At 42.9% G+C, this 20,975-nt stretch carries 19 protein-coding genes; 6 read left to right on the top strand and 13 right to left on the bottom strand.

Annotated features, from left to right (window positions below; all coding sequences use genetic code 11):
* Positions 1–24: 24 nt before the first annotated feature.
* Complete coding sequence (locus tag ACQ86H_RS24200) at positions 25–867, top strand: VanW family protein (RefSeq protein WP_431292762.1); 843 nt, start codon at positions 25–27, stop codon at positions 865–867.
* A 112-nt stretch (positions 868–979) separates the two neighbouring features.
* Here the strand turns inward: ACQ86H_RS24200 and ACQ86H_RS24205 are convergent, their stop codons facing one another.
* Complete coding sequence (locus tag ACQ86H_RS24205; protein WP_431292763.1) at positions 980–2,239, bottom strand: hypothetical protein; 1,260 nt, start codon at positions 2,237–2,239, stop codon at positions 980–982.
* A 329-nt stretch (positions 2,240–2,568) separates the two neighbouring features.
* On the opposite strand from ACQ86H_RS24205, the gene ACQ86H_RS24210 reads away from it, so the two are divergent.
* Positions 2,569–2,814 (top strand): hypothetical protein, encoded by a 246-nt coding sequence (locus ACQ86H_RS24210; RefSeq protein WP_431292764.1) that lies wholly within the window; start codon positions 2,569–2,571, stop codon positions 2,812–2,814.
* A 193-nt stretch (positions 2,815–3,007) separates the two neighbouring features.
* Here ACQ86H_RS24210 and ACQ86H_RS24215 read toward each other — a convergent pair whose 3' ends face one another.
* The 11 genes from ACQ86H_RS24215 to ACQ86H_RS24265 all read right to left on the bottom strand — a co-directional run bounded on the left by ACQ86H_RS24215 (position 3,008) and on the right by ACQ86H_RS24265 (position 16,632).
* Positions 3,008–4,264: a serine hydrolase domain-containing protein gene (locus ACQ86H_RS24215; protein ID WP_138820158.1), complete on the bottom strand. Its 1,257-nt coding sequence runs from the start codon at positions 4,262–4,264 to the stop codon at positions 3,008–3,010.
* 37 nt (positions 4,265–4,301) lie between these two features.
* Positions 4,302–7,181 carry a TonB-dependent receptor domain-containing protein gene (locus ACQ86H_RS24220; RefSeq protein ID WP_431292765.1) on the bottom strand — a complete coding sequence of 960 codons (2,880 nt, stop codon included), beginning with the start codon at positions 7,179–7,181 and terminating at the stop codon, positions 4,302–4,304.
* A 15-nt stretch (positions 7,182–7,196) separates the two neighbouring features.
* On the bottom strand, positions 7,197–8,225 hold the full coding sequence (locus ACQ86H_RS24225) for an alpha/beta hydrolase (RefSeq protein ID WP_431292766.1): 1,029 nt from the start codon (positions 8,223–8,225) through the stop codon (positions 7,197–7,199).
* A 3-nt stretch (positions 8,226–8,228) separates the two neighbouring features.
* Complete coding sequence (locus tag ACQ86H_RS24230) at positions 8,229–9,077, bottom strand: alpha/beta hydrolase (protein WP_138820151.1); 849 nt, start codon at positions 9,075–9,077, stop codon at positions 8,229–8,231.
* A 5-nt stretch (positions 9,078–9,082) separates the two neighbouring features.
* Positions 9,083–10,621 carry a long-chain-fatty-acid--CoA ligase gene (locus ACQ86H_RS24235; protein ID WP_431292767.1) on the bottom strand — a complete coding sequence of 513 codons (1,539 nt, stop codon included), beginning with the start codon at positions 10,619–10,621 and terminating at the stop codon, positions 9,083–9,085.
* 106 nt (positions 10,622–10,727) lie between these two features.
* The gene (locus ACQ86H_RS24240; protein WP_431292768.1) at positions 10,728–11,600 is read right to left on the bottom strand and encodes a helix-turn-helix domain-containing protein; all 873 of its coding nucleotides are present in this window, start codon (positions 11,598–11,600) and stop codon (positions 10,728–10,730) included.
* 243 nt (positions 11,601–11,843) lie between these two features.
* Positions 11,844–12,707: a DUF808 domain-containing protein gene (locus ACQ86H_RS24245; RefSeq protein WP_431292769.1), complete on the bottom strand. Its 864-nt coding sequence runs from the start codon at positions 12,705–12,707 to the stop codon at positions 11,844–11,846.
* A gap of 91 nt (positions 12,708–12,798) precedes the next feature.
* Positions 12,799–14,193, bottom strand: coding sequence for a TolC family protein (locus ACQ86H_RS24250; protein WP_431292770.1), 1,395 nt, complete (start codon positions 14,191–14,193; stop codon positions 12,799–12,801).
* An 85-nt stretch (positions 14,194–14,278) separates the two neighbouring features.
* A complete protein-coding gene (locus tag ACQ86H_RS24255; protein ID WP_138820143.1) occupies positions 14,279–15,637 on the bottom strand; it encodes an HlyD family secretion protein in 1,359 nt (452 codons plus the stop codon).
* Positions 15,630–16,322: a hypothetical protein gene (locus ACQ86H_RS24260; protein ID WP_431292771.1), complete on the bottom strand. Its 693-nt coding sequence runs from the start codon at positions 16,320–16,322 to the stop codon at positions 15,630–15,632. The genes ACQ86H_RS24255 and ACQ86H_RS24260 overlap by 8 nt, the downstream gene beginning before the upstream one ends.
* The gene (locus tag ACQ86H_RS24265; protein ID WP_431292772.1) at positions 16,285–16,632 is read right to left on the bottom strand and encodes a hypothetical protein; all 348 of its coding nucleotides are present in this window, start codon (positions 16,630–16,632) and stop codon (positions 16,285–16,287) included. The genes ACQ86H_RS24260 and ACQ86H_RS24265 overlap by 38 nt, the downstream gene beginning before the upstream one ends.
* 344 nt (positions 16,633–16,976) lie before the next feature.
* Between ACQ86H_RS24265 and ACQ86H_RS24270 the strand changes: the two genes are divergently transcribed.
* Positions 16,977–17,690, top strand: coding sequence for a DUF3667 domain-containing protein (locus ACQ86H_RS24270; protein ID WP_246862704.1), 714 nt, complete (start codon positions 16,977–16,979; stop codon positions 17,688–17,690).
* A gap of 280 nt (positions 17,691–17,970) precedes the next feature.
* Here the strand turns inward: ACQ86H_RS24270 and ACQ86H_RS24275 are convergent, their stop codons facing one another.
* Entirely contained in the window at positions 17,971–18,423 is a 453-nt protein-coding gene (locus tag ACQ86H_RS24275) for an Lrp/AsnC family transcriptional regulator (protein WP_431292773.1), read from the bottom strand.
* Between the two features lie 123 nt (positions 18,424–18,546).
* Here ACQ86H_RS24275 and ACQ86H_RS24280 point away from each other — a divergent pair, with 123 nt between their 5' ends.
* From ACQ86H_RS24280 to rocF, 3 genes are read left to right on the top strand one after another with little or no spacing between them, the layout of a single operon-like run.
* Entirely contained in the window at positions 18,547–18,993 is a 447-nt protein-coding gene (locus ACQ86H_RS24280) for an aminotransferase class III-fold pyridoxal phosphate-dependent enzyme (protein ID WP_431292774.1), read from the top strand.
* Complete coding sequence (rocD, locus tag ACQ86H_RS24285; RefSeq protein WP_431292775.1) at positions 18,906–19,787, top strand: ornithine--oxo-acid transaminase; 882 nt, start codon at positions 18,906–18,908, stop codon at positions 19,785–19,787. The genes ACQ86H_RS24280 and rocD overlap by 88 nt, the downstream gene beginning before the upstream one ends.
* A 2-nt stretch (positions 19,788–19,789) precedes the next feature.
* Positions 19,790–20,746, top strand: coding sequence for an arginase (gene rocF / locus ACQ86H_RS24290; RefSeq protein ID WP_431292776.1), 957 nt, complete (start codon positions 19,790–19,792; stop codon positions 20,744–20,746).
* Positions 20,747–20,975: the final 229 nt, after the last annotated feature.

The raw sequence follows: 20,975 nt of genomic DNA on the forward strand, positions 1-20,975 counted from the left end.
ATCGTTTGTAATCAGATAGATTCAATGAGTAAACATAATGGAGCATTGAAAAAGAGAAAATTAATAAGTCAACGACACCCGATTTTATACTTTTTAGCCGTTTGGGCAAGACGATTCAGGCGTTATGCCGACTGGTATTTCGGCAATAAAAAATATGCGTACCAGCTAACAACCAACAAACTCGCTTTTAGAATAAAAAAACACCAATCTGTACTGCTTAAAAAACTAGGTGAAAGCGATATGCAATTGCAGGTTAACAAAGTAACCAACTTAAATATTGCAGCGAAGAGAATTAGCGGTATACTCGTTCGACCAGGTGAGACATTTTCTTTTTGTAAATTAGTTGGTTTACCGACAAAGCGAAAAGGGTATTTAGCGGGAATGGAACTGACATTTGGCGAGGCAAGAGCAGGAATTGGTGGCGGCATTTGCCAAATCTCCAATTTAATCCATTGGTTGGTCATTCACAGTCCGCTGACGGTTACGGAGCGCCATCATCATTCGTTTGATCCGTTTCCAGACGATGGACGGGTTTTGCCATTCGGAAGTGGGGCGACGGTTTTTTACAATTACCTTGACTACCAGTTTACAAATCATACAGAACACACTTTTCAAATCAACCTGTGGTTTACAGACAAATGTTTAGAAGGAGAACTCCGCATTAACAATGAACTGGATTATGCTTATCACATCATTGAAAAAGACCATCAATTTTTAAAGATAGATGGCGCGTTTTATAGAAAAAATGAAATCTGGCGAGACAAAATTCTAAAGTTTAAAAGCGGAGCAGTTGTAGAAACAGCACTCATAACCAAAAACTTTGCAAGAGTTACCTACACACCTGAAGATTTTATTGATCAGCAATAAACTATCCTCTAAGAAAGAATAGTTGCTTTCCATCGTGAAATTCCTGTAAGGCATCTGATAAATAAGTGGGAGTCTGCATTTCTGACTGAATAAATTGGCAGACCAAATTAAGCTAAATCGTAAGTTCAATAAGAATCCCGCATATAGTCCAGATACTGCATGCAAGCCCAAGCAATAAGCAGTACAATACAATATCGATTTCCTTTCTCAGCCTGATCCCAAAAACGGCAACAAACATCAGCGGGCAAGTTGCCATAAAGATGAAAATAATGGCGGCAAGGGTTTCAAAGATATCAGGGCTGTAATTTATGAGCAATGTGCTCAAACCAAGGTAGACTAGCCAGACAAAAATTGGCGAGACCAGGCATAACAGCCATTTCCAATATTGTTTGAGCACAAGTTGCTCGGGAAAAGTCTTTCTGTAGTTCTGGCGTAACACGAGGATAATACCAAGCATGCACAGTATCAGCATTCCGATTTTGATGTAGATATTCCTAATACTGTCTGCCCGGGTGTTGATACCGGTTGAGGAAACCAGCTTACCATCCCGGAACTGCTCAAGCCTGGTTCGCTCCCCATTCACAATGGTCTGCTTAATCACCGCATTGCTGGTGCTATCCTTAAAGGTCCAAATGGAGTCTTCAATGCCCATCTTGTAGAAGCCTTCAATAATCATTCTACCATTTTTTGTCCTGCTGAACCTGCCATCCAGCCGCCCGCCCTTAAACCTTAAAGCATCTTTACCCTGTGGGGTCTCAACGGTCAAAGCAGTGATTTCTCCCGGAGGCATCAGGCTCGTGCTATCTCCTATCCGCGCTAGGGCGCTAACATCCAGGTCTTTGAGGGAACGGTTCTTATTGTAATCATCGTCCATAACAGGCCGGCTAATGTACTGGTGGTTGACCTTAACAACGAGTAACGAATCTTTCCTGTAAAATTCAAATTCATCATAAAGCTTCACATCCGGAGTTACAGCCGATCGTAAAAGCACATACTGGGGATGGTCAAAAGATTGGATATACGGCCTTTGGCTGGTGGCGCAGAAAGAGAAAATGGTAACGAGGGCGATAAACGCAATGCCCAGGCGAGGCAATAGAGAGTTGCTCAACGCGAGCTGAGGCCTGCCTTTGAGATGCAACCAACCCAGCAACAACACCGGTAAGGCCAGCAGATCGGTAGGATCAACAGTCCGCTCAATGGGAAAGAAGGTATTTACCAATTCAATCAGTCCGGAAGCATATTCGCTTTTCCAAAAAACGAACAATATGCCACTAAGGATAAAAATCCATGATTTAAATTTGGGAAAGAGTGCCGACCAAAAAACCGGGAAAATAAATAATCCACAGAAATCGGAAAGTTTACCGGTAAGCACATTATGAAAAGTAGCCTTTAGCAGGAAGTCGTTAAGGATCAAGAGCACGAGGCAAAAAATAAAAGGCAGCGACAAGAGATTTTTTAAACGGTCATACATGCTTCCTGAGGTTGTTTTTTTATTAATACGAAATTAATCGTTTAGTAACCTTTGAACGGTGCTAATCTGTAAAAATAAATAAGGTCTGGCCTGGTACATCTTCCTAAATTGCAAGAAGGATGAAGATCAAATATGCAGGGCAGACCGGATAGGCATGGCGAAAGCGCCACAGTTGAAAAAAATTATTACCTTGTTGAACAAGCAACATTTAAATCAATCACTGCATAGCAATGACCAGCACCAACAAATTCATTTTAAAGTTATCTTTTCTTGTTGTTCCCTTCATCATCTTCAGCCTTGTCTTATATGATGGTGCTTCAGGCGGTAGCATTGGTGGCGGAGGCTACGATTTATCCGGACTGGTTTATGGTTCAATGCTTTTTGCCGTAATTGTTGTATGGCTGATATGGATGTTGATCAGTTATTCCCTCAGCAAAACAGCAATAGAAAAAAGCTACACCTCAGACTACTCATAATAGGTTTAACTGCTCTTATTGCAGCCTGGTTTGTTACGCCAAAAATGTTCTAAAGGCTTTATCATTAAAGCTGGCAATGGCATTTCGCTAACGATTCGCTCCTTTAAAGATTGTTTTTTTCTAATATTCAGCATAGTCATGGCTAACAGTTTTGTTGGTTATTGAACGGGAAACAGTTTTATTGGGCAGATTATTAATTCAGTGCCTGATAGACCAGCACTTTATATTTGTCGCTGAGCTCATTGTGTTTAAAGGGCCACTGCTGAAGAAATAAAAGTCCTGAAAGTTTTTCTTTCGGATCGGCCCAGTATGAGGTGGCGAAAAACCCTCCCCAGGAGATACTTCCTTCAGATAAGCCTAATTTGCCACTTCCCTTAACTGTTGTAAGCTGAAAACCAATTCCGAACTTATCATCACCCAATGAAATATCTCCGATCTGGTTCCTGGTCATTACATCAACAGTGTGCCTGGCCAGCAATTGCTTACCTTGATAATTCCCTTTATTGATAAACAGCTGAAGGAAAGCAGCATAGTCAGTTATGGTGGACACCAATCCGGCTCCACCTGCGAAATAACCATTATTATTCAACGGGTAATTTATCGAACTACCCGGAAATGTACCATCAACCCATTTAATTGGCTTACGGGTCTTTGCATCTTCGGTATATGCGTTTACCAATCTACTCTTTTTGGTTTCAGGCAGATGAAAATAGGTATCGTTCATGCCCAGGGGTGCAAATATTCTTTCGGCAAAGAACCTGTCTAAAGTCATACCGGATACGACCTCCACCAGCCTTCCCAGAACATCAATACTTAAACTATAATTAAAACGTTCGCCAGGGTTATATTCCAGGGGCAAAGCACCTAGTTTATTAACAGCATCAGCCAAAAGCTGCTTATGGTCTGAAAATCCGGCCTGTATACCAGCTTTGGCATAGATAGCCTGCATTTTGGCCGAACCGATCTGTGCATAACCTAATCCGGAAGTGTGCGTAAGCAGATCCCTGATGGTAATTTCGCGTTTAGCAGGCAGGGTAGTATAACTACTGTCCTTTTCGTTAAACTTATCAAGCACTTTGGGCCTGGCAAATGAGGGAATATATTTAGAGACCGGATCATCAAGCAGAAACTTTCCCTCTTCCCATAACATCATCACCGCTGTGCTGGTAATGGCTTTGGTTTGGGATGCAATACGGAAAATGGCATCTTTATGCATTGGCCTTCCTTTTTCTTTATCGTCCATACCAAATGCTTTAAAATAGGCAGGCTTCCCATCCTTCATGACCAGGCATACTGCCCCGACAATCCAGTTGCTATCGATGTAACTTTGAACCGCCCGGTCTATCCGGGCTAAACGTTCAGGATGAAAGGCACCGGAATGGACCGCCTGCTGTGCGTATATTGACAAACACGTGGTGGTAATGAAGAGGAACAGGAATATACGTTTCATAAGACCGATATTGTTAATATCAAATATAGGGAACTAATTAAAATTTATAGGAAGCAGTTAAGTAATAGGCCCTTGGTGGGTTGGAAATGGTAAAATAAGGTGTATTATTGGCCACCGCAGCATCAAACTGTGCTTTGTTAAAACTTCCCGCTCCACTTAATTGCGTTAACAGGTTGCCGGGCCTGGCCCAGCTCATTACCTGATAATTATTGAACAGGTTATTGATGTTTGCGCTCAAACTTATTTTACGCGTAAAGTTGTACCCTGCGCCGATATCAAAATTAGAGAAGGAAGGCAGGTAAAACACGTTGGGAGCGTTGGCCTGTCTTTTACCAAGATAAGACCAGGTGAGAAAAAGATAGAGTTTGTCATTGTGATAGGTGGGCGTAATCCGTGATATGATCCTCGCATTGTTATCTGTTTCGTTTCCTGAATAAGATATTTTAGTGTCGTCTGCCATTCCGGGACCATTGGCTACCCAATATTCTGCTTCCACAATTTTGGAACGCTGAAAGGTTGCAACAGCCCTCAGGCTTAAGGTTTTGGTTAAGTTATAATCGCCTTCTATCTCTATCCCAAACGTGCGGTACTTGCTATACAGGGAGGGCGTGGTATACAGTGTTGCATCTGCGTTGGTAAAAATCGAGCCGTTTGGCACTCCGCTTAACATGCTGTAAAAAGGCGTAATAAATAAATCCAGATTTTTCCTGCGGGCTTTCAGGCCAAGCTCTACCTGTTCGGTGGTGCGTACTTCAGGATTTAGTAAGGCTACTGTTTCGGGCCTGTTGGCTGCAAAATACACATCCATATCCGGCGATTTTTTACCTCTTGAGTAACGGGTGTACACGGCTGTATTGTCATCGAACTTATAATTGAGTGCGCCTGAAAAAGAAAAAGTATTTAATCTTTTTTCAAATTCTACTGAGCTGACATGATCAAGGGTATTGTTATTGTAAAATGTTTTGGGATCATTATCTGTTCCTCCCTGTAAACCCGTCTTAAAGTACGTGCGCTGGTTATGTGCCTCTACTTTGGCGGTTTCATACCTTCCTCCCCAATCAAAGGTCAGTTTATCGGTCAGGCTCCAGGTTTGGCTGAAGAAAAAGGCGTATTGTGCCTGCGTTACGTTAAAATCGAGAAAGCCACCCGTGTCGCCGTTAGCCTGTGCAATTCCATCAGCATTGGTCACCTGATGCACCCCTGTTGTACCGCCCAGGGTGCTGCCCGTAAAGGTAAGGCTCACTAGTTTTGGCCGGTTTTCGATGGTCCCCAGCGCAACTCCGTTGATTCCGGAGAAACGGTGGGCTTTCGACCTTCCAAAATACATCCCTGCGTTAAAACTCATATTTTTAAGCTTTTTGTTAACTGCGAACTGGTTGATAACCTCATTCACCTGGTTCTCATAACTGCCCAACACAGAAAAATACAGGGAATGCGGACTTACGCTTTGTCCTGGCAATACATCCTTAACGATCGTGTATGCCGGCAAACCGCCCGGTCCAGGTGCTGCATTGATGCTCATGAGCTCAGCTCCGGTTTTAGCATCCTTGAACGAATAGTTCCCAAATCCAAGCCCGGTCATTCCTGCTAGCAGGTAATAACTGCTAAAATCGGTACCACTCATAATTGAGCCGTTTGTTGTATTGTAATTAATATCATTCCGGGAGTAGCGGAAAGCGTTGCTGAGCGACCAGCCTTTGCCAAGTTGCTGTTCCCATAAGGCTCCAATCGATTTATATTTGCTTTCCACCACATTAGCTGGATTTAAAGAGATATCACCCGCTCCGATATACCGTGGGGAGGTGAAATCAAATTTAGGCATCAGGATCGTTGAAAATATATCGAATCCTTCACTTGGCCTTGGGTCTGAGAAACTGTTGGTAGGCAGTAACTGGGCATATCCGTTTTTATCATGAAGGTATTTACCGATTATTTTTAGGGAACCGGTTTTATATTTCTTTAAAAGGTTTGCCTTGATCTGTCCACCCTTATTAATCGGATAGCCCGGGTAGCGGCCGGTTTGATCATACCGGTAAAAACCACCGATATTGTAAAACCAGTTATCTTTGATCGGCCCGCCCAGATCCAGATCAACACGTGCGAGTGGATTACCGCCATCACTTCCCTGAAAGCCATATTTGGTTCTGAGCTCGCCCTCAAAGGTTTTCCCTCCGGTTTTAGAAACATAATTAAAGATTCCCCCAGGCGCATTGGCCGCCGTAACAGAGGCAGTTCCGCCCCGTACGGCTTCCAAACGGGCCAGGGTTGCATCTGGCCTGAGGAAGAAATCGGGCCCGTAACTGAAATAGGTAATATTGGTTACCGGGATTCCATCTTCCTGCATCGAAACGTATTCATACCCGAAACTGCCGTCCTGCGAACCTGCAGTGATCCCTCGTGAAGCAACACTGTTCCTGATCTCTCCATTTGATGAATTGACAAATACACCTGGTGCATTTTTTAAAAGATCGGCAGCACTTGCCGGTACAGTGCGTTCAATCTGTGCACTGTTTAAGGTGGTAATGGCGACCGAGGCATCAATACGTTTTCGCTTATCGAACATCCCGGTAACCACCACTTCATCCATCGTATTCACTGCTGTTTTCATCCTGATCTCCGCTTTAAGATTGGCGAACAAAGCTATTTCCCGGGTGATAAAACCTAAAAAAGAAACAGTTGCCATTTCCTTCGGGGCACTGAGATTGGTAAAAACAAATTCACCGTTCTGGTCGGTAGTCGTACTTCGTCCGGTTATTTTCAGTTTAATACTTGCACCGGGAACAGCATTTCCCTGTTCGTCGGTAACTTTACCTGAAAAAGTACTGTTTTGAGCGTTGCATATACCAGCAAACAGCAACATGGCCAAAAGCATAAAAAGCTTACCGTAATTTAGATTGTTGTGTAATTTTCTTTTCATAACCGATAGCTTATATTATTGGTTCAGTAGTTTTTTTGCCATGTAGTAGAGTTCTGTATTTGCCCGTTCAGGAACAAAGCCATGGGGATACCCGGCGTAATTATGCAGTTCTGTAAATATTCCCGCATCGATAAGTCTTTGCGCATATAGGAGTGCCCCATCCCTCAAAGGATCGACGCCACAGGTTAAAATATAGGTTGGCGGCAGGCCCTTTAAGTTTTTGGTCAGCCCAGGCAGAGCATGTTCAGGAACATTTTTATACTGCTTTTCGCCAAGATAATATTTTAGGTAGCGGGTCATGTCGGCTCCCTTAACACCGGGAATATTCCATAACTCCACTACCGATACATGGGTTGTATCCATATCTGCGGGAGGAAAAACCAGCAGTTGGGCTTTTATTTTAGGGCCTTTTTCTGCCCTGGCCTTAAGTACGATGCTCCCTGCAATTGCTGCTCCGGCACTTCCGCCGCCCACACCAACTTTAGCGGTGTCTATCCCATAAGTTTTTGCATTGGAAATACCCCAGAGCAGGGTGGAATAACCATCGTTCACCCCGGCCGGAAAGACATGTTCCGGGGCAAGCCTGTAATCGACCGATATGACCACTACCTGGGAGCGGATACTCATTGTAGCGCAGGCCTGGTGATCACTGGTAAGATTTCCCGCTATAAAACCGCCGCCATGAAACCAAACCAGTAGTGGAACATTCCCATTGGCGTACTTTGGCCGGTAAACCCGTATGGGTACCAGCGGATCGCCTTTTTCCAGCCCTGGTATATTCAGGTCGGAAATTTCTACACTATCTGCGTTTTTCAGCTTAGGTGTTGGACGTGCCTTATCCGCTTTTCTTGCATTGGTAATAAAGTTACTATCAAGTTTTGAGACCGGCCCGAAGGCAAGTAATTTGATTTCCGGCGATAAGCGGGTACTTACTTCTGCTGCAGTAAGTGGATTAACTGTGTTTTTCTGCTTTTTTGCCTGCTGCGCGAAAACAGCCGTACACGCCATAAGCATGACCAGGGACATTGTGCTTAGTCTGTTCATATTTTATCTTTTTTGTCCGTATTTTTTGAGCCATGCAGCTGCTGCATGGTATAGTTTTAGCTTTTCCTGAGGTTTTTTGTCCAGATCATGCGCCAGGCCTTCCACTTCAATAAATTTTACAGGAATATGCATCCGCTGAAGTTTTTGGGCCAGTTGCCGTGACTGGATAACCTGTACTACCGGATCGATGGTTCCATGTGCAATAAAGGTTGGGATGTTTTTAACATGGGTATATGGACTTGCCAGCGAAAAACTTACTGGTACATGGCTTACACCTGTAAAGCGGACGCCAGTAATTTTTTCTACCAATCCTATCAGCCCCGTCTTTACACAATAATTCAGCGTAGCGGTATCGGTAAAGTTATTGGGGCCACTGAAATCTACTATAGCATTTATTTTTCCTTGTGCGGTATACCCATACAAAAGTGCCAGATGTGCCCCCGAGCTAAAACCTGCTGTACTAAAACCATCTGCACGGGTATTCCATTGACCGGCATGATCTGCGCAATACTTTACCGCGCTGTCTACATCCTCCATTATCTGTTTATAATGAACAGTGGAATCATTAGCATACCTATGGTTTATATTAACTGAAGCAATACCCTGGCTAAGCAGATACTGCTGAAAATCCCTCACATATTCCTTGCCGGCCTGCACCCATGCACCGCCATGGATCAGGATCACAAAAGGAGTTTGGGGTGCGCGGCCTGGCGGAAGGTAAACATCCATGAGGTTACGTTCAAAACCTCCATATTTTACATCATTGAGCTTTACGGTATCTTGCTGTGCCATGGCATCTATTGATCCGAGCATAAAAAAAACAAGCACTTTTATCAGGGTGGTCTTTGTCATTATGATCAACTATTTTTAAGTTCTTTTTTAAACAGTTTTCCGGTAGCGGTTAAGGGCAACACATTTCTGAATTCCACATAGCGTGGACATTTATAAGAGGCCAGCATCGTCCTGCACCAATCAATGATCTCGCTTTCAGAGATCTGCTGGTTTTCTTTTAATACAATGAATGCTTTTACTTCTTCACCAAGTTTATCGTCCGGTACACCCACAACAGCGGCAAGCGATACTGCAGGATGCTTCATCATCACCTCTTCTACTTCTCTGGGATAAATATTCATCCCACCCCTGATCATCATATCCTTTAGTCTGTCAACGATGAAATAAAAGCCATCGTCATCTTTTATGGCAATATCACCAGAATGCAGCCAGCCGTTGCGCAGTACCTCACGTGTTTCAAATGGCCTTCGGAAATAGCCTTTCATCACATTATGCCCTTTGTAGATCAGTTCTCCTTTTTCACCGTTTGCAACCTCACGACCTTCCGGATCTATTATTTTCACACAGACACCCCAAACCGGGGTACCAATGGATCCAGGTTTGCGCCCGATCTTTGGATCGTTGAAGGTGACTACCGGGGAGCCTTCGCTCATCCCATATCCTTCCTGTACCTGAACGCCGAACCTTTGTTCAAAACCCTCAAGTACAGCCAGTGGCAGAGAAGCTCCGCCAGAAATGCAGATCCGTAAAGTATTGCTCACCTGCTGGTCAGTAATTTCGGGATGGATATAGCTGGCCATTACCCAGTACATTGTGGGTACGCCTGCAAAGATGCTTACCTGATGTTTATTGATATTTTCGATAACATCTTTCGCATCAAACCGTGGCAAAAGGATACCACGAGCTGCCCTGTAAAGGCCCGCATTCATCAATACAGTCATTCCGAATACATGGAATAACGGAAGAACAATCAATTGAACATCTATCCGGGAAAGCGCAAACAATTCAGCCGAGAGAACGGCATTGCAATAAAGATTGATATGGGTAAGTTCTGCGCCTTTTGGCCTTCCTGTAGTTCCCGATGTGTAAATAATCACAGCGGTATCTTCTGCATGGGTAAGACAGCTATCAAAGTCTTCATCTTCCCCCGCCATCAGCTCGGCCAAGGTATAACTTCCTTCCCAAGCAGGCTTTTCAGTACTAATCAAAATAAAATCCCTGCAGCCAGTTACCTGATCAAATGCATTCCTGCCTAATTTCCCAACTGGCATTTCAGGAGTTCCTTCAAAACAAAAATAAAATGCTGCCTGGGAGTCTTGAAGGTGGTATTTTATTTCATCAGACTTAAGTAAGATATTCAATGGAACCACCACAGCCCCTGTTTTTAGCACTGCATAATAAATAACAGGAAACCAGATGCAGTTTGGGCAAGTCATGGCCACCTTTTCACCTTCCCGTATACCTAGTTTTTTAAGTACGTTGGCCAGCTGGTTGGCCATAACATTTACCTGGTGAAAAGTAAAATCAGTATTGCCGGAGCTGAAAGCCGGACGGGTTCCGAATCTTGAGGCACTATCCTCCAAAAGCACAGATAAATTCAGCATAATAATATTTGGTTAGCGGCAGGTTTTACTTGCTGACATGAAACTAATTATTATGCATGCATTATAAAAATCGAAACAGGAATTAAATCAGTCGAAACGGGAATTTCTATATTTTACCGTAATAACGTTTAAAAAGCATTTCGAAATACCTGGTGTTGGTGTAACCCAAACTCCTTGCTGCCTCAACAAGATCAAGATGGTTTTCGGTAACCAGCAGGTTTGCCATCTGGATTTTTTGTTGAATGATATATTGACGAATCGGGAGTCCGTATACTTTTTTAAAATCCCTTTTAAGATCACACTCATTCAGCCCAACCCAACGGCTCAACTGTAAAACGCTTATTTCTGTGCCCATGTTAGACATGATCCGGGTATGTGCTTCTTTTATACTATCCAGGCGTCTTTGGGTAAGACCATCGCCACTAGCAGGGTCTATTCCCTTTTGACTTAAATGGCGGATCAGGTAATATATAAATTCAGTCAACTTGGCGTCCAGGAGCATGGTATTGGAAAAATCACAGGCGGAAATTTCAAAGAGTTGCTTGATGAGCTGTTTGACCTGGGGATGATGTGCGCAACTTTGAAACCTTCTGCTTAATTCCGTCATACTTCCTGTAAAGTATACCTCCGGGATAAAAAACCGGATTCCATCAACACGGGTAATTTCCCAGCCAAATTTCTTAGCGCCTTCCAGCACGGCGGAATGTAAAAGCTGGTCTTCATTGCTGATCCGGAAATCGATCAATCCTCGCTGACCAACCGGGTCAGGAGAATAAAATTCAGTAGGTTCATTAAAATCCCAGATGCCACGGAAAAAGTGGATATCGTTTTTGATAAAAACCTGGACAAATCCAGTCCCCATGTGCTCTGGTAGGATAATGCTCTTAGACGACCAGGTATCTCTAGAGGAGAAACCGTACTTCATCGTCAGTTCCTGCAGATATTTCGTTGGGTCAGCGTATGGCAATAACAACTGCATGCTAGTATATTTGGTCTACTGCAAGTTACGATTTTTGTTATCAAAAGACAATGGGAAAGCTGTCTGATATTCGAATGCCACCACTCCATTATTAATACGCAATAACACCATATTGATTGATATAGTACGTTTTAATTATACGCTACAGCTGCAAAGGTAAAATTTTCAGATAACCTGGCTATTACAGGCTGTTTTTCGTTGTTAGCTCCTTAAACAAGTGTTCAAGGTGCTGCTGCATAAATATTAGCGAAAATATTTAACGATACGCTTAACCAGGCTAAAAAGTCCAAAAGCGATGAAGCCTGCCAGCAATCCAAGTAGAAATTCATAGATAATGGATGGAATATTCGGAGAGGCCCCGGCCAAAAAATGAAGGTTATGCGAAAAAATTCCACCCGCAACCAAAATTAGCGCTATGGTACCGCCAATACTCAGCATACGGATTATGACCGGCAAGGAATTAACCAGCAGTTTTCCAATGAAAAACATAAAGCCTTTACCTGTTGATTTTTTGATTAGTGCCTGTCCTCCATCATCCATTCTAACGATAAGGGCAACGAGCCCATACACCCCAACTGTTGCTATAAGGGCAACTACAGAGACAGTTAATATCTGCAGCATTAAACGCTCGCCCAAAACCGTTCCAAGGGCGATGATCACAATTTCAACAGAAAGTATAAAATCCGTAGTGATAGCAGACCTTACCTTGGCCCGCTCCAGCAAAACATTATCCTCAATTTCATCTTTTTGCTTTATCTCCCCAACGGTCGAAGAAGGAAAGAGATATCCCATTATTTTTTCAACCCCTTCGTATGCTAAATAAAATCCGCCAAGTAAAAGGATAATGGTAATGGCTAACGGAAAAAAAGAATTGAGCACTAAAGCGATGGGCACAATAATAAGCTTATTGATAAAAGAACCCTTGGTAATGGACCATAGTACAGGGAGTTCTCTTGAAGAAAGGAAGCCAGTTGCCTTCTCTGCGTTGACAGCCAGATCATCACCCAAAATCCCTGCAGTTTTCCTGGTTGCCAGTTTGGCGCTAACGGCAACATCATCCATTAAAGCTGCAATATCGTCGAGAATTGCAAAAAAACCTGAGGCCATATTTATTTATTTTAAATTTGATACTGGTTAAAAACTTAAAAAACCGCCGGATCCTGCATCTTAATAAAAGCAGTGAAACTTAGCCGGCGGTTTAAAACTCCAGACGTTTTCCGGCCCTGTAATAAATTTCTGCCATTGCTTTGCGAAGACTGGATATGATTTCTGCCCGCTTAACCTGCATCTCTATCAGTTTAGTTTCCCTTGAATTGATTAAAAAAAGGTTACTCTCACCAAGGTCAAATTTCTGCAGCTCACCACGCACAAGAGCCATTTGACTACCAACATTCCTGGTTTGCATTTCCAGCTGCGCCTGATACCCTTTGTACTCGTTGAATGCAGAAAACACTTCAGTCTGAATCTCACGGCCTGTCTGCTGCAGCCCATAAGTCACTTCGGCCTGTTTGATCCGCACCTCGCGGAGCTTGCCCCGCTGCTCCCTTAAAAACAAGGGAAAAGAGAGATCAATACCAACCTTGTAGTTGGCCAGACGGAAATCATAGTTATCGGCAACATAGGAAAAATCCCTTCTACCAGCTAAAAAAGAACCTTTGATGTTCAGTTTTGGTTTAAGCATTTCCCTCCTATACTGTTCCTCTACCACTAGCTGCGCCTGCTGATTCTTTAGCTTCAACACTTCAGGGTGTTGCCGGGCAGCCTCTCTCACAAGTGAGTCCAGGCGAAATCCGTCCATAACCCCTTGAGTATTCACATCACTTTCCGGGATGGCTTGAGCGGGAAGTTCCTGAGGAATGCCACTGGCAGACCAAAGATTATTAGAAAGCAGGAGCCTTGCATTATTGAGCTTTACATTGCTCTCCTGGAGCTGAACCCTCCTATCCTGAAGGGTGATAGAAGCTTCAACTGAATCTATCGGAGGTTTATCTCCAATAAGTACCTGTGCTTTTAAAGCTAAGAATCTTTTTTCTGCAAGCGAGACTCCCTCAGAAGTAAAACGCTGTTGCTCGAAAGCAAAATACCAGTTCCAGTAATCCTTAAGAGAAGAAATCCATACTGAATTGATCTGTGCGATCTGCTCGGCTTCCGCATAGCCAACCATAATTTTAGCCTGCCGCAAGGTGCTTCTGCGGGAATCGATCAGCAGGCCCTGCCCCAGGGGGATATTAAGTCCTATACCTGAAAGTCCGGTATTACTCGTCCTGGTTTCGGGATTGTTATAAACCCCTACATTACGATCATAACCTACATTCAGATCAGCCCCAGCAAGCCACAGCGGAACTTTGAGCTGGCTGTCCCAATGATTATAGTATTCGGTGCCCCCAAAAATCTTTCTTCCAAAGGAAGCCATGAGCTCAGGATCAAAATTGCCAAGAGACTGAAGCACTTTTGCCTGAGCGGCCTTACTGAGCAGGCCAGCCTGCTTGATAACCGGATGTCCGGTCAGCACAATTTCCTGCATGTCGCGGAGTGAAAATACTTCAGCCCCCACAGCTCCCTTTTGCTGAGCCGAAGCACCCATACCGATCATCAGCCAAAAGAAAAAAAGACACTACGTTTTAACGATGCCATGCCACTTACCGGTCCATGAACATGCTTTTTAAGAAAAGTCTTCATTACTTGTTATTGATATTTTCTTCGCCTGGGGCTTTATCCAGACTTGGTGGAAAGCCATTGAGCTGCCGCCAAATCTCATACCAGACCGGCACCGATTGTAGAATGACCCTGCCATAAACTCCCGACCCTTGCCGGAGCTGAATCGGCCATGGCTCATCCCCTTTAGGTACCTTGACAAGTTGTCTGACCAATATCCGGTATTTACCACCGGTGCTTACCCTATCGATAACCGATACCTTACCTCCAAAAGTTCCTACAGCAACGGATGGCCAGCCTGAAAACTGCACCGATGGCCAGCCTTCAAACTGAAGCCGTACATTACTGCTGTCTAAGATCAGCGGAACATCCATTGCATCCACATAAATTTCAGCGGCAACAATTGGCGACAATGGCTGTAGCGTAGCCACAGATTCGCCTTCTTTAATATTTTCCCCTATACCTGCTTTGAAAGTTTTGACGATATACCCATCCTGTGGAGCACGTACCACATAAAGTCCCCTTCTGATATCGATATTGCTCATCTCATTGCGGAGTCTTGCTATCTCTTCTCTGACTGAAGCTTTTCCGGAGAGTGCCGAACTACGGTCAGCCTGCGCAGAGGCTAAAGACTGGCTGAACTTGGCCATAATGTTATCAAGTTCAATGACGGCATTGGCAAGAGCCTGTCTGGCGCTGTTGAGCTTATTCTCCTGAGCGACCTCTTTAGCTTTGTCCTCAGCAAGCTTTAATCTCCTTGTTTCAATATCAGTCAGCGAGAAAAGGCCATTTTTGTAACCAGCTTCATATCGCTCCAATCTTACCTTGCTTGTCTGATAAAAGTTTTTTACAGCTACAAGTTCAGCGCTATCAATTCTTACGGTATTTCTAGCCTGGATTACACTGTTTTTTGCAGCGCTGAGCTGCACCCTTACCCCATTGCTCAATGCATTGATCTGGGCATTGCTTGCAGAAATTTTCTGCTCCGCAGCCTCTTCGCTACCCCTTTTGGCGCTCAGCTGTTCATCCAGACGCTCGGGCAGTTCTGGATTAAAATAAGATTGGCTGGTCTCAGAAAGAACAAGAATTGTATCTCCCTTTTTCACCTGTTCTCCCTCACGTACTGCCCAATACTCAATGCGTCCGCCAATCTGGTTTTGAATGGTCTGCGGCCTGTCTTCAGGTCTTAAAGCAGTAACCGTACCGCGCCCGGATATCGTTTGCCGCCATGGAAGGAGCAGAATAATGATGAATAGGATAGATACCCCAATCATTACCCTCCCAAGCAGTCTCGGCCCCCTTGAAGAAATAAGCTGCGCTTTGGATAGTACAGCATACTCATTCACCTTTCTTACGACCAGTTTCTTTGTCTGATTAACCATGGTGCCTTTCTCCTTCCTCCAGTTCCATATCCGTTACCACGGCGAGCTTCTCACTACCTGTCACCATATCAAAAACGGTATTCAAACTGGTCATGAGTTTTTCTACGGCATAAGAAATCTGAACAATAATCACTTCAGCTGCTACAAACTGTCCGAAAGTCATCTCCCGCTGCACAACAAAGTAGGAACCTAATAGCAAAAGAGCACCCATCAAAATAGTCCTAAGCGCAACTGCACTTGCAAACAGCCTTTTCAAAATACTAAAATGATCATTTCTTGCCTCTACATACCTGGAAGTAATCTCATCGGTCATTACTGTGATATTCTCCATCTCAGCTTCATTGCCCCGATAAGTATCAAGATCGGCAGCCACGTTTTCAAGATAAGCAACAACCTGATATTTATACTCAGATTCTTCGATACTCGTATCCACTCCCCTGCGGTAATAAATGGTAATTATCACAGCGATACAGGCAATAGTAAAGATTCCAAAACCGATAAATACCGGATGATAAAAAGAAAGTAGTATGGCGCTGAAAAATATTAGCACACCCGAAGCCACAATATCTATTAGCAACTTGGTCAAGCCTTTTTGAATGGTAAGCACGTCAAAAAATCTGTTAACCAGTTCTCTTGGGTCTTCTCCCTCAAATTCTTTTTTTGATCCTGGGCAGTCGATAAGCAAATCCGATAGCGGCCTTGATAAAAATCTTCTGCTCAAGATATTCGACCAGTGAGAGCTGCCCCATCAGCAAGATGCCACCAACTACGATCCCAATTAAAATAGCAGCTATGAGTATATAAGTTGAACTATACATCGAGCCGTTGGAGAGCAGATTAAAAACTGCAGCCGTGCCAAGCGGAAGGGAAAGTCCAATGACCCCAATAAGGCCGGCGTAAAGAAATATATAGTTGATGGTCGAGCGCTCCACATGAAGCATCTCGACAAGCCGCTGCCACGGCGTGGGACTAAGCGCATTACGGTGTTTTTTCATAAATCCAACATCTAACAGCTTTTATTTAAACTATGTTTTAGGAAAAAACATGTTTTCGACCAATATTCCTTAAATGTGGAATGATTTAACAAAAAGATTAAAACCACATTAGAAGAAATGAGCATTTTTGTCATTAAATCAAGTCAGGTTATGCATGAACAGTTCACATTTGAGTTGATCATCGAGAAATTAACAGAACAGAAGTTCTATCGACAATCGTATTAAAACTGGAACAAAAGCTTGCTCAAAAAACCAAAACATCACATAATAATTTTTATTAAATTGCCAGCCGATTTTCATCAATAGAAAAAAACAGCATACCATTCAAATTAACTTCAGCTCAAATGATAAATTGCAAAATCTGTAACTCGGAAGTAGAAAAAAAATATTGTCCGGACTGCGGACATCCTGTTAGCTTAAAAAGAATTAATGCTCATTATCTCCTACATGAAATCGAACATGTACTGCACTTTGAAAGAGGCATTCTTTATACCATGAGGGAACTGCTGCTGAGGCCAGGCACCAACATTAAGCATTTTTTCTCAGAAGACAGGAGCAGATTGGTTAAGCCTGTAATCTTTATCATTATTACCTCGCTTATCTACAGCATAATATCTCATTTTTTCCATATCCAAAGCATGGTAAGCCATGACCTTGCAGCCCAGTCTACCGCCGCAAAATTTATGGACTGGACGGAGTCACACATGGGATATTCAAATATATTAATTGGCGCATTGATTGCGCTCTTTATCAAGCTTTTCTTCAGAAAATACACCTATAACTATTTTGAGATCCTGATACTGCTTTGTTTCGTAATGGGCTTTGGCATGCTGATATTCGCCTTGTTCGCCTTTCTGGAAGGTGTAACCCATGTCGACTTTAAGATCACCTCAAGCATTCTCGCCATTGGCTATTGCACCTGGGCTATTGGACATTTCTTTAATCCTGGAAAAATAGCCAGTTACCTAAAAGCACTATTTGCCTATCTCCTTGGAATGATGAGCTATTATATGCTCGCTATTTTAATCGGGACACTAATCGATTCAATAATTAAATAAGGAATAACAACTAAGAACATGAATCCAATCTAAATATATAAACATGGACAGGTTGGAATTAACAGGAAAATGAAATGAGCTAAAAGGCAAGGTTAAGAAGGCAGAATTCTTCGCTTTTAAATCCTGTGGTGGATAACTGAAATCAAGACCACCGAGATTCCTGCAAAAATTTCCTTCTCAACTGCTGGTCCATTTTGCCAAAGAAAACTTAAAACTTTTATTTCCAGATTATTCACTTGTTTTCGAATTGAATCCACCTGTGGATACACAAAAAGCTCATTTAGGCAATATTAACATTTCGCTTGAAAGCGCATCCGAGCTCAATAATGGAATCTGTTTTTATAATTCCGGGAATTGAATCAATTTTATTATAAAGAACCTCGCGCATGTGCTCATGATTCCGGGCCACAATTTTTATGAAAAGGGTATATCTTCCCGTAATAAAATAACATTCAGTTACTTCCTCTATCTCGCGCAAAGCTTCAATTACCCTGGCTGAATCGTAATCTTTATCCAGCGTAAGGCCAGTAAAACTCCCCCAGTCAAAGCCCATTTTCTTCTCATTTAATACAGGCTTAACCCCACTCAAAACACCCCGTTGCAACAATCTCGAAAATCGTTGATGAACCATCGTATTGGAAACCCCAAGTGACAACGCTACCGTCGAGAATGCGATACGGCCATCTTTCTCCAGGCGTTTCAGTAGCTCGGTGTCAAATTTATCTATAACCATTGTATTTACGAATAAAAGAAGTCAATTATAATTTATAATACACCAAAAATAAACAATAATAAGCTATTGTTGACTGAAATAGTTAATTCTAATATTTTTGACCAATAAACTAACCAATATATCATGTCGGAAATCAGCAAAGCATATATCGATAGAGAATTATTATTCGGGGCGCATAACTATCACCCCCTACCTGTTGTTTTAGAGAAAGGAAGTGGAATAAAGCTATGGGACGTAGAAGGAAACAGTTATTTTGATTTTTTATCCGCATACTCTGCGGTCAACCAGGGGCATTGTCACCCAAAAATTATCGACGCATTAATCGACCAGGCCAGCAGGTTAACCCTGACCTCCAGGGCTTTTTATAATAATAAACTTGGCCATCTGGAAGAGCAATTATCGACAACGTTTGGGTTTGATAAAGTGTTATTAATGAACTCAGGCGCAGAAGCAGTGGAAACTGCGATTAAACTGTGCAGAAAGTGGGCCTATCAAAAAAGAAAATCCCAGCCGGGAACGCAAAGATTGCATTTGCCTCCAATAACTTTCATGGCAGAACAATATCTATAATTTCAGGATCCAGTGACCGAAGTGCGAAGGATGGTTTTGGTCCATTTTTAGATGGTATACTGCAGGTTCCTTACAATAATATTGATGCCTTGGAAAGGTTGTTACAGTCAGACCCTTACATTGCCGGTTTCCTGGTTGAACCTATACAGGGTGAAGCTGGTGTAATCATTCCAGACGATAACTACCTTGCTAATGTCTCCAGGATATGCAAAAACCATGGCGTATTGTATATTGCGGATGAAATTCAGACCGGTATGGGCAGGACTGGTCGCTTAATGGCATCTTACGACGTTCAGACTTTGGAAAACAGACCTGATATGATCATCCTTGGCAAAGCCCTTTCCGGAGGAGTTTTACCTGTATCTGCCGTGCTTGCTGATGATGAAATTATGTTGACCATCAAAGCTGGTGAACATGGCTCGACCTTTGGCGGTAACCCCTTAGCAGCAGCAGTAGCCGAAGTTGCTTTGCAGGTCATCATAGATGAAAACATGCCCGCTAATGCGGCTTCAATGGGCGTTATCTTTCGGGATGGTTTGCAGGACATCGCGAAACGCAACAGCATCATTAAAAAGGTTCGGGGCAAAGGACTTTTAAATGCAATTGAAATAGATTGCGATGAACATTCGAAGATGGGATGGGAAATTTGTGTAAAACTAATGGAGGACGGATTGCTGGCCAAACCTACCCATGGTAACAAAATACGATTGGCGCCACCGTTAATTATTTCAAAAGAGGAAGTGCAAACGAGCCTTAAAATTATTGCTGAAGCATTAGAAAACTTTAAATCATAAAGATGGGAAAAGTTATAAAACTGATTAAAAACAGATCGGATATTGGTGCAGGAACTCGTGGTTCAGATTTAGGGATTGATGCGATTGAGATTGCTGCAATAAATAAGGGCAGCGAATATTTTAACCAATATGCATTTTTGGACGTCAAAACCCATAACGAGTCAATTTACAATAAAGACAGAAACGCTTTTGCGAAAAGGATTGCACAAGTGCTAGAACAATGTGAAAGAGTAGCCCAGGCCGTTTCAGTGACATTGATGGATGATGAGTTTCCGATTGTGCTGTCAGGCGATCACTCCTCTGCACTTGGCACCATCAGTGGCATCCGGATGGCAAATCCTGAAGAAGATTTAGGCGTAGTCTGGATTGATGCACATGCAGATATTCATTCCCCATTTACCTCCCCATCCGGTAATATCCATGGGATGCCATTGGCAGCTGCACTTGGAATAGATAATAAAGAAAATCAGGTCAACAACCTCGAAGATGAAACCATTGAATTATGGAACCGAATGAAGGAAATTGGGATGAACGAGAAAAAAATTGCTCCCGATAACCTGGTCTATTTTGGTGTAAGGGATATGGAGCAGGCAGAACTGGCACTGATAAAGCAAAAATCTATAAGAAATTTTTCAGTTGAAGAGATAAGGTATCTCGGCATTAAGCAATGTGTTCAGGAAGCGTTAAACAGATTGAGCCATTGCAAGATTATCTACATCTCTTTTGATGTTGACAGTATGGACAGCGATAGAATATCTGATGGCACAGGTACCCCCGTGCCTAAAGGTTTTGATATATCTGAGATCCTCGAGATAATGGATCGGATCCTGGCATCAAATAAGGTTATCTGCCTGGAAGTTGTAGAAGTAAATCCGTTACTGGACAGAAAAGGCAACAAAATGGCAGAGGCGGCATTTGAAATATTGGAGCGGGCTACCAATCAGATCATGGAAATTTAACAACTGAGTGTAGCAAAAGTACAATGTCAATTTAAGTAGTGGTTATTACAGATAAATTATCAGATATGGGCAACGTTGATCGATTTTGACAGTTATCATGATGCCTTATTTCTACACACTCCGAATCCGAACCGTAACAACTTTCTCTGGGCAATAGAAGATCTTTCTAAAACAACTACGTTAACCAACAAGGAATTAAACAATTATATTGGTGATCTTATTGGCTACG

It is taken from the genome of Pedobacter sp. P26, assembly GCF_050632135.1.
Taxonomy (GTDB): Bacteria; Bacteroidota; Bacteroidia; order Sphingobacteriales; family Sphingobacteriaceae; genus Pedobacter.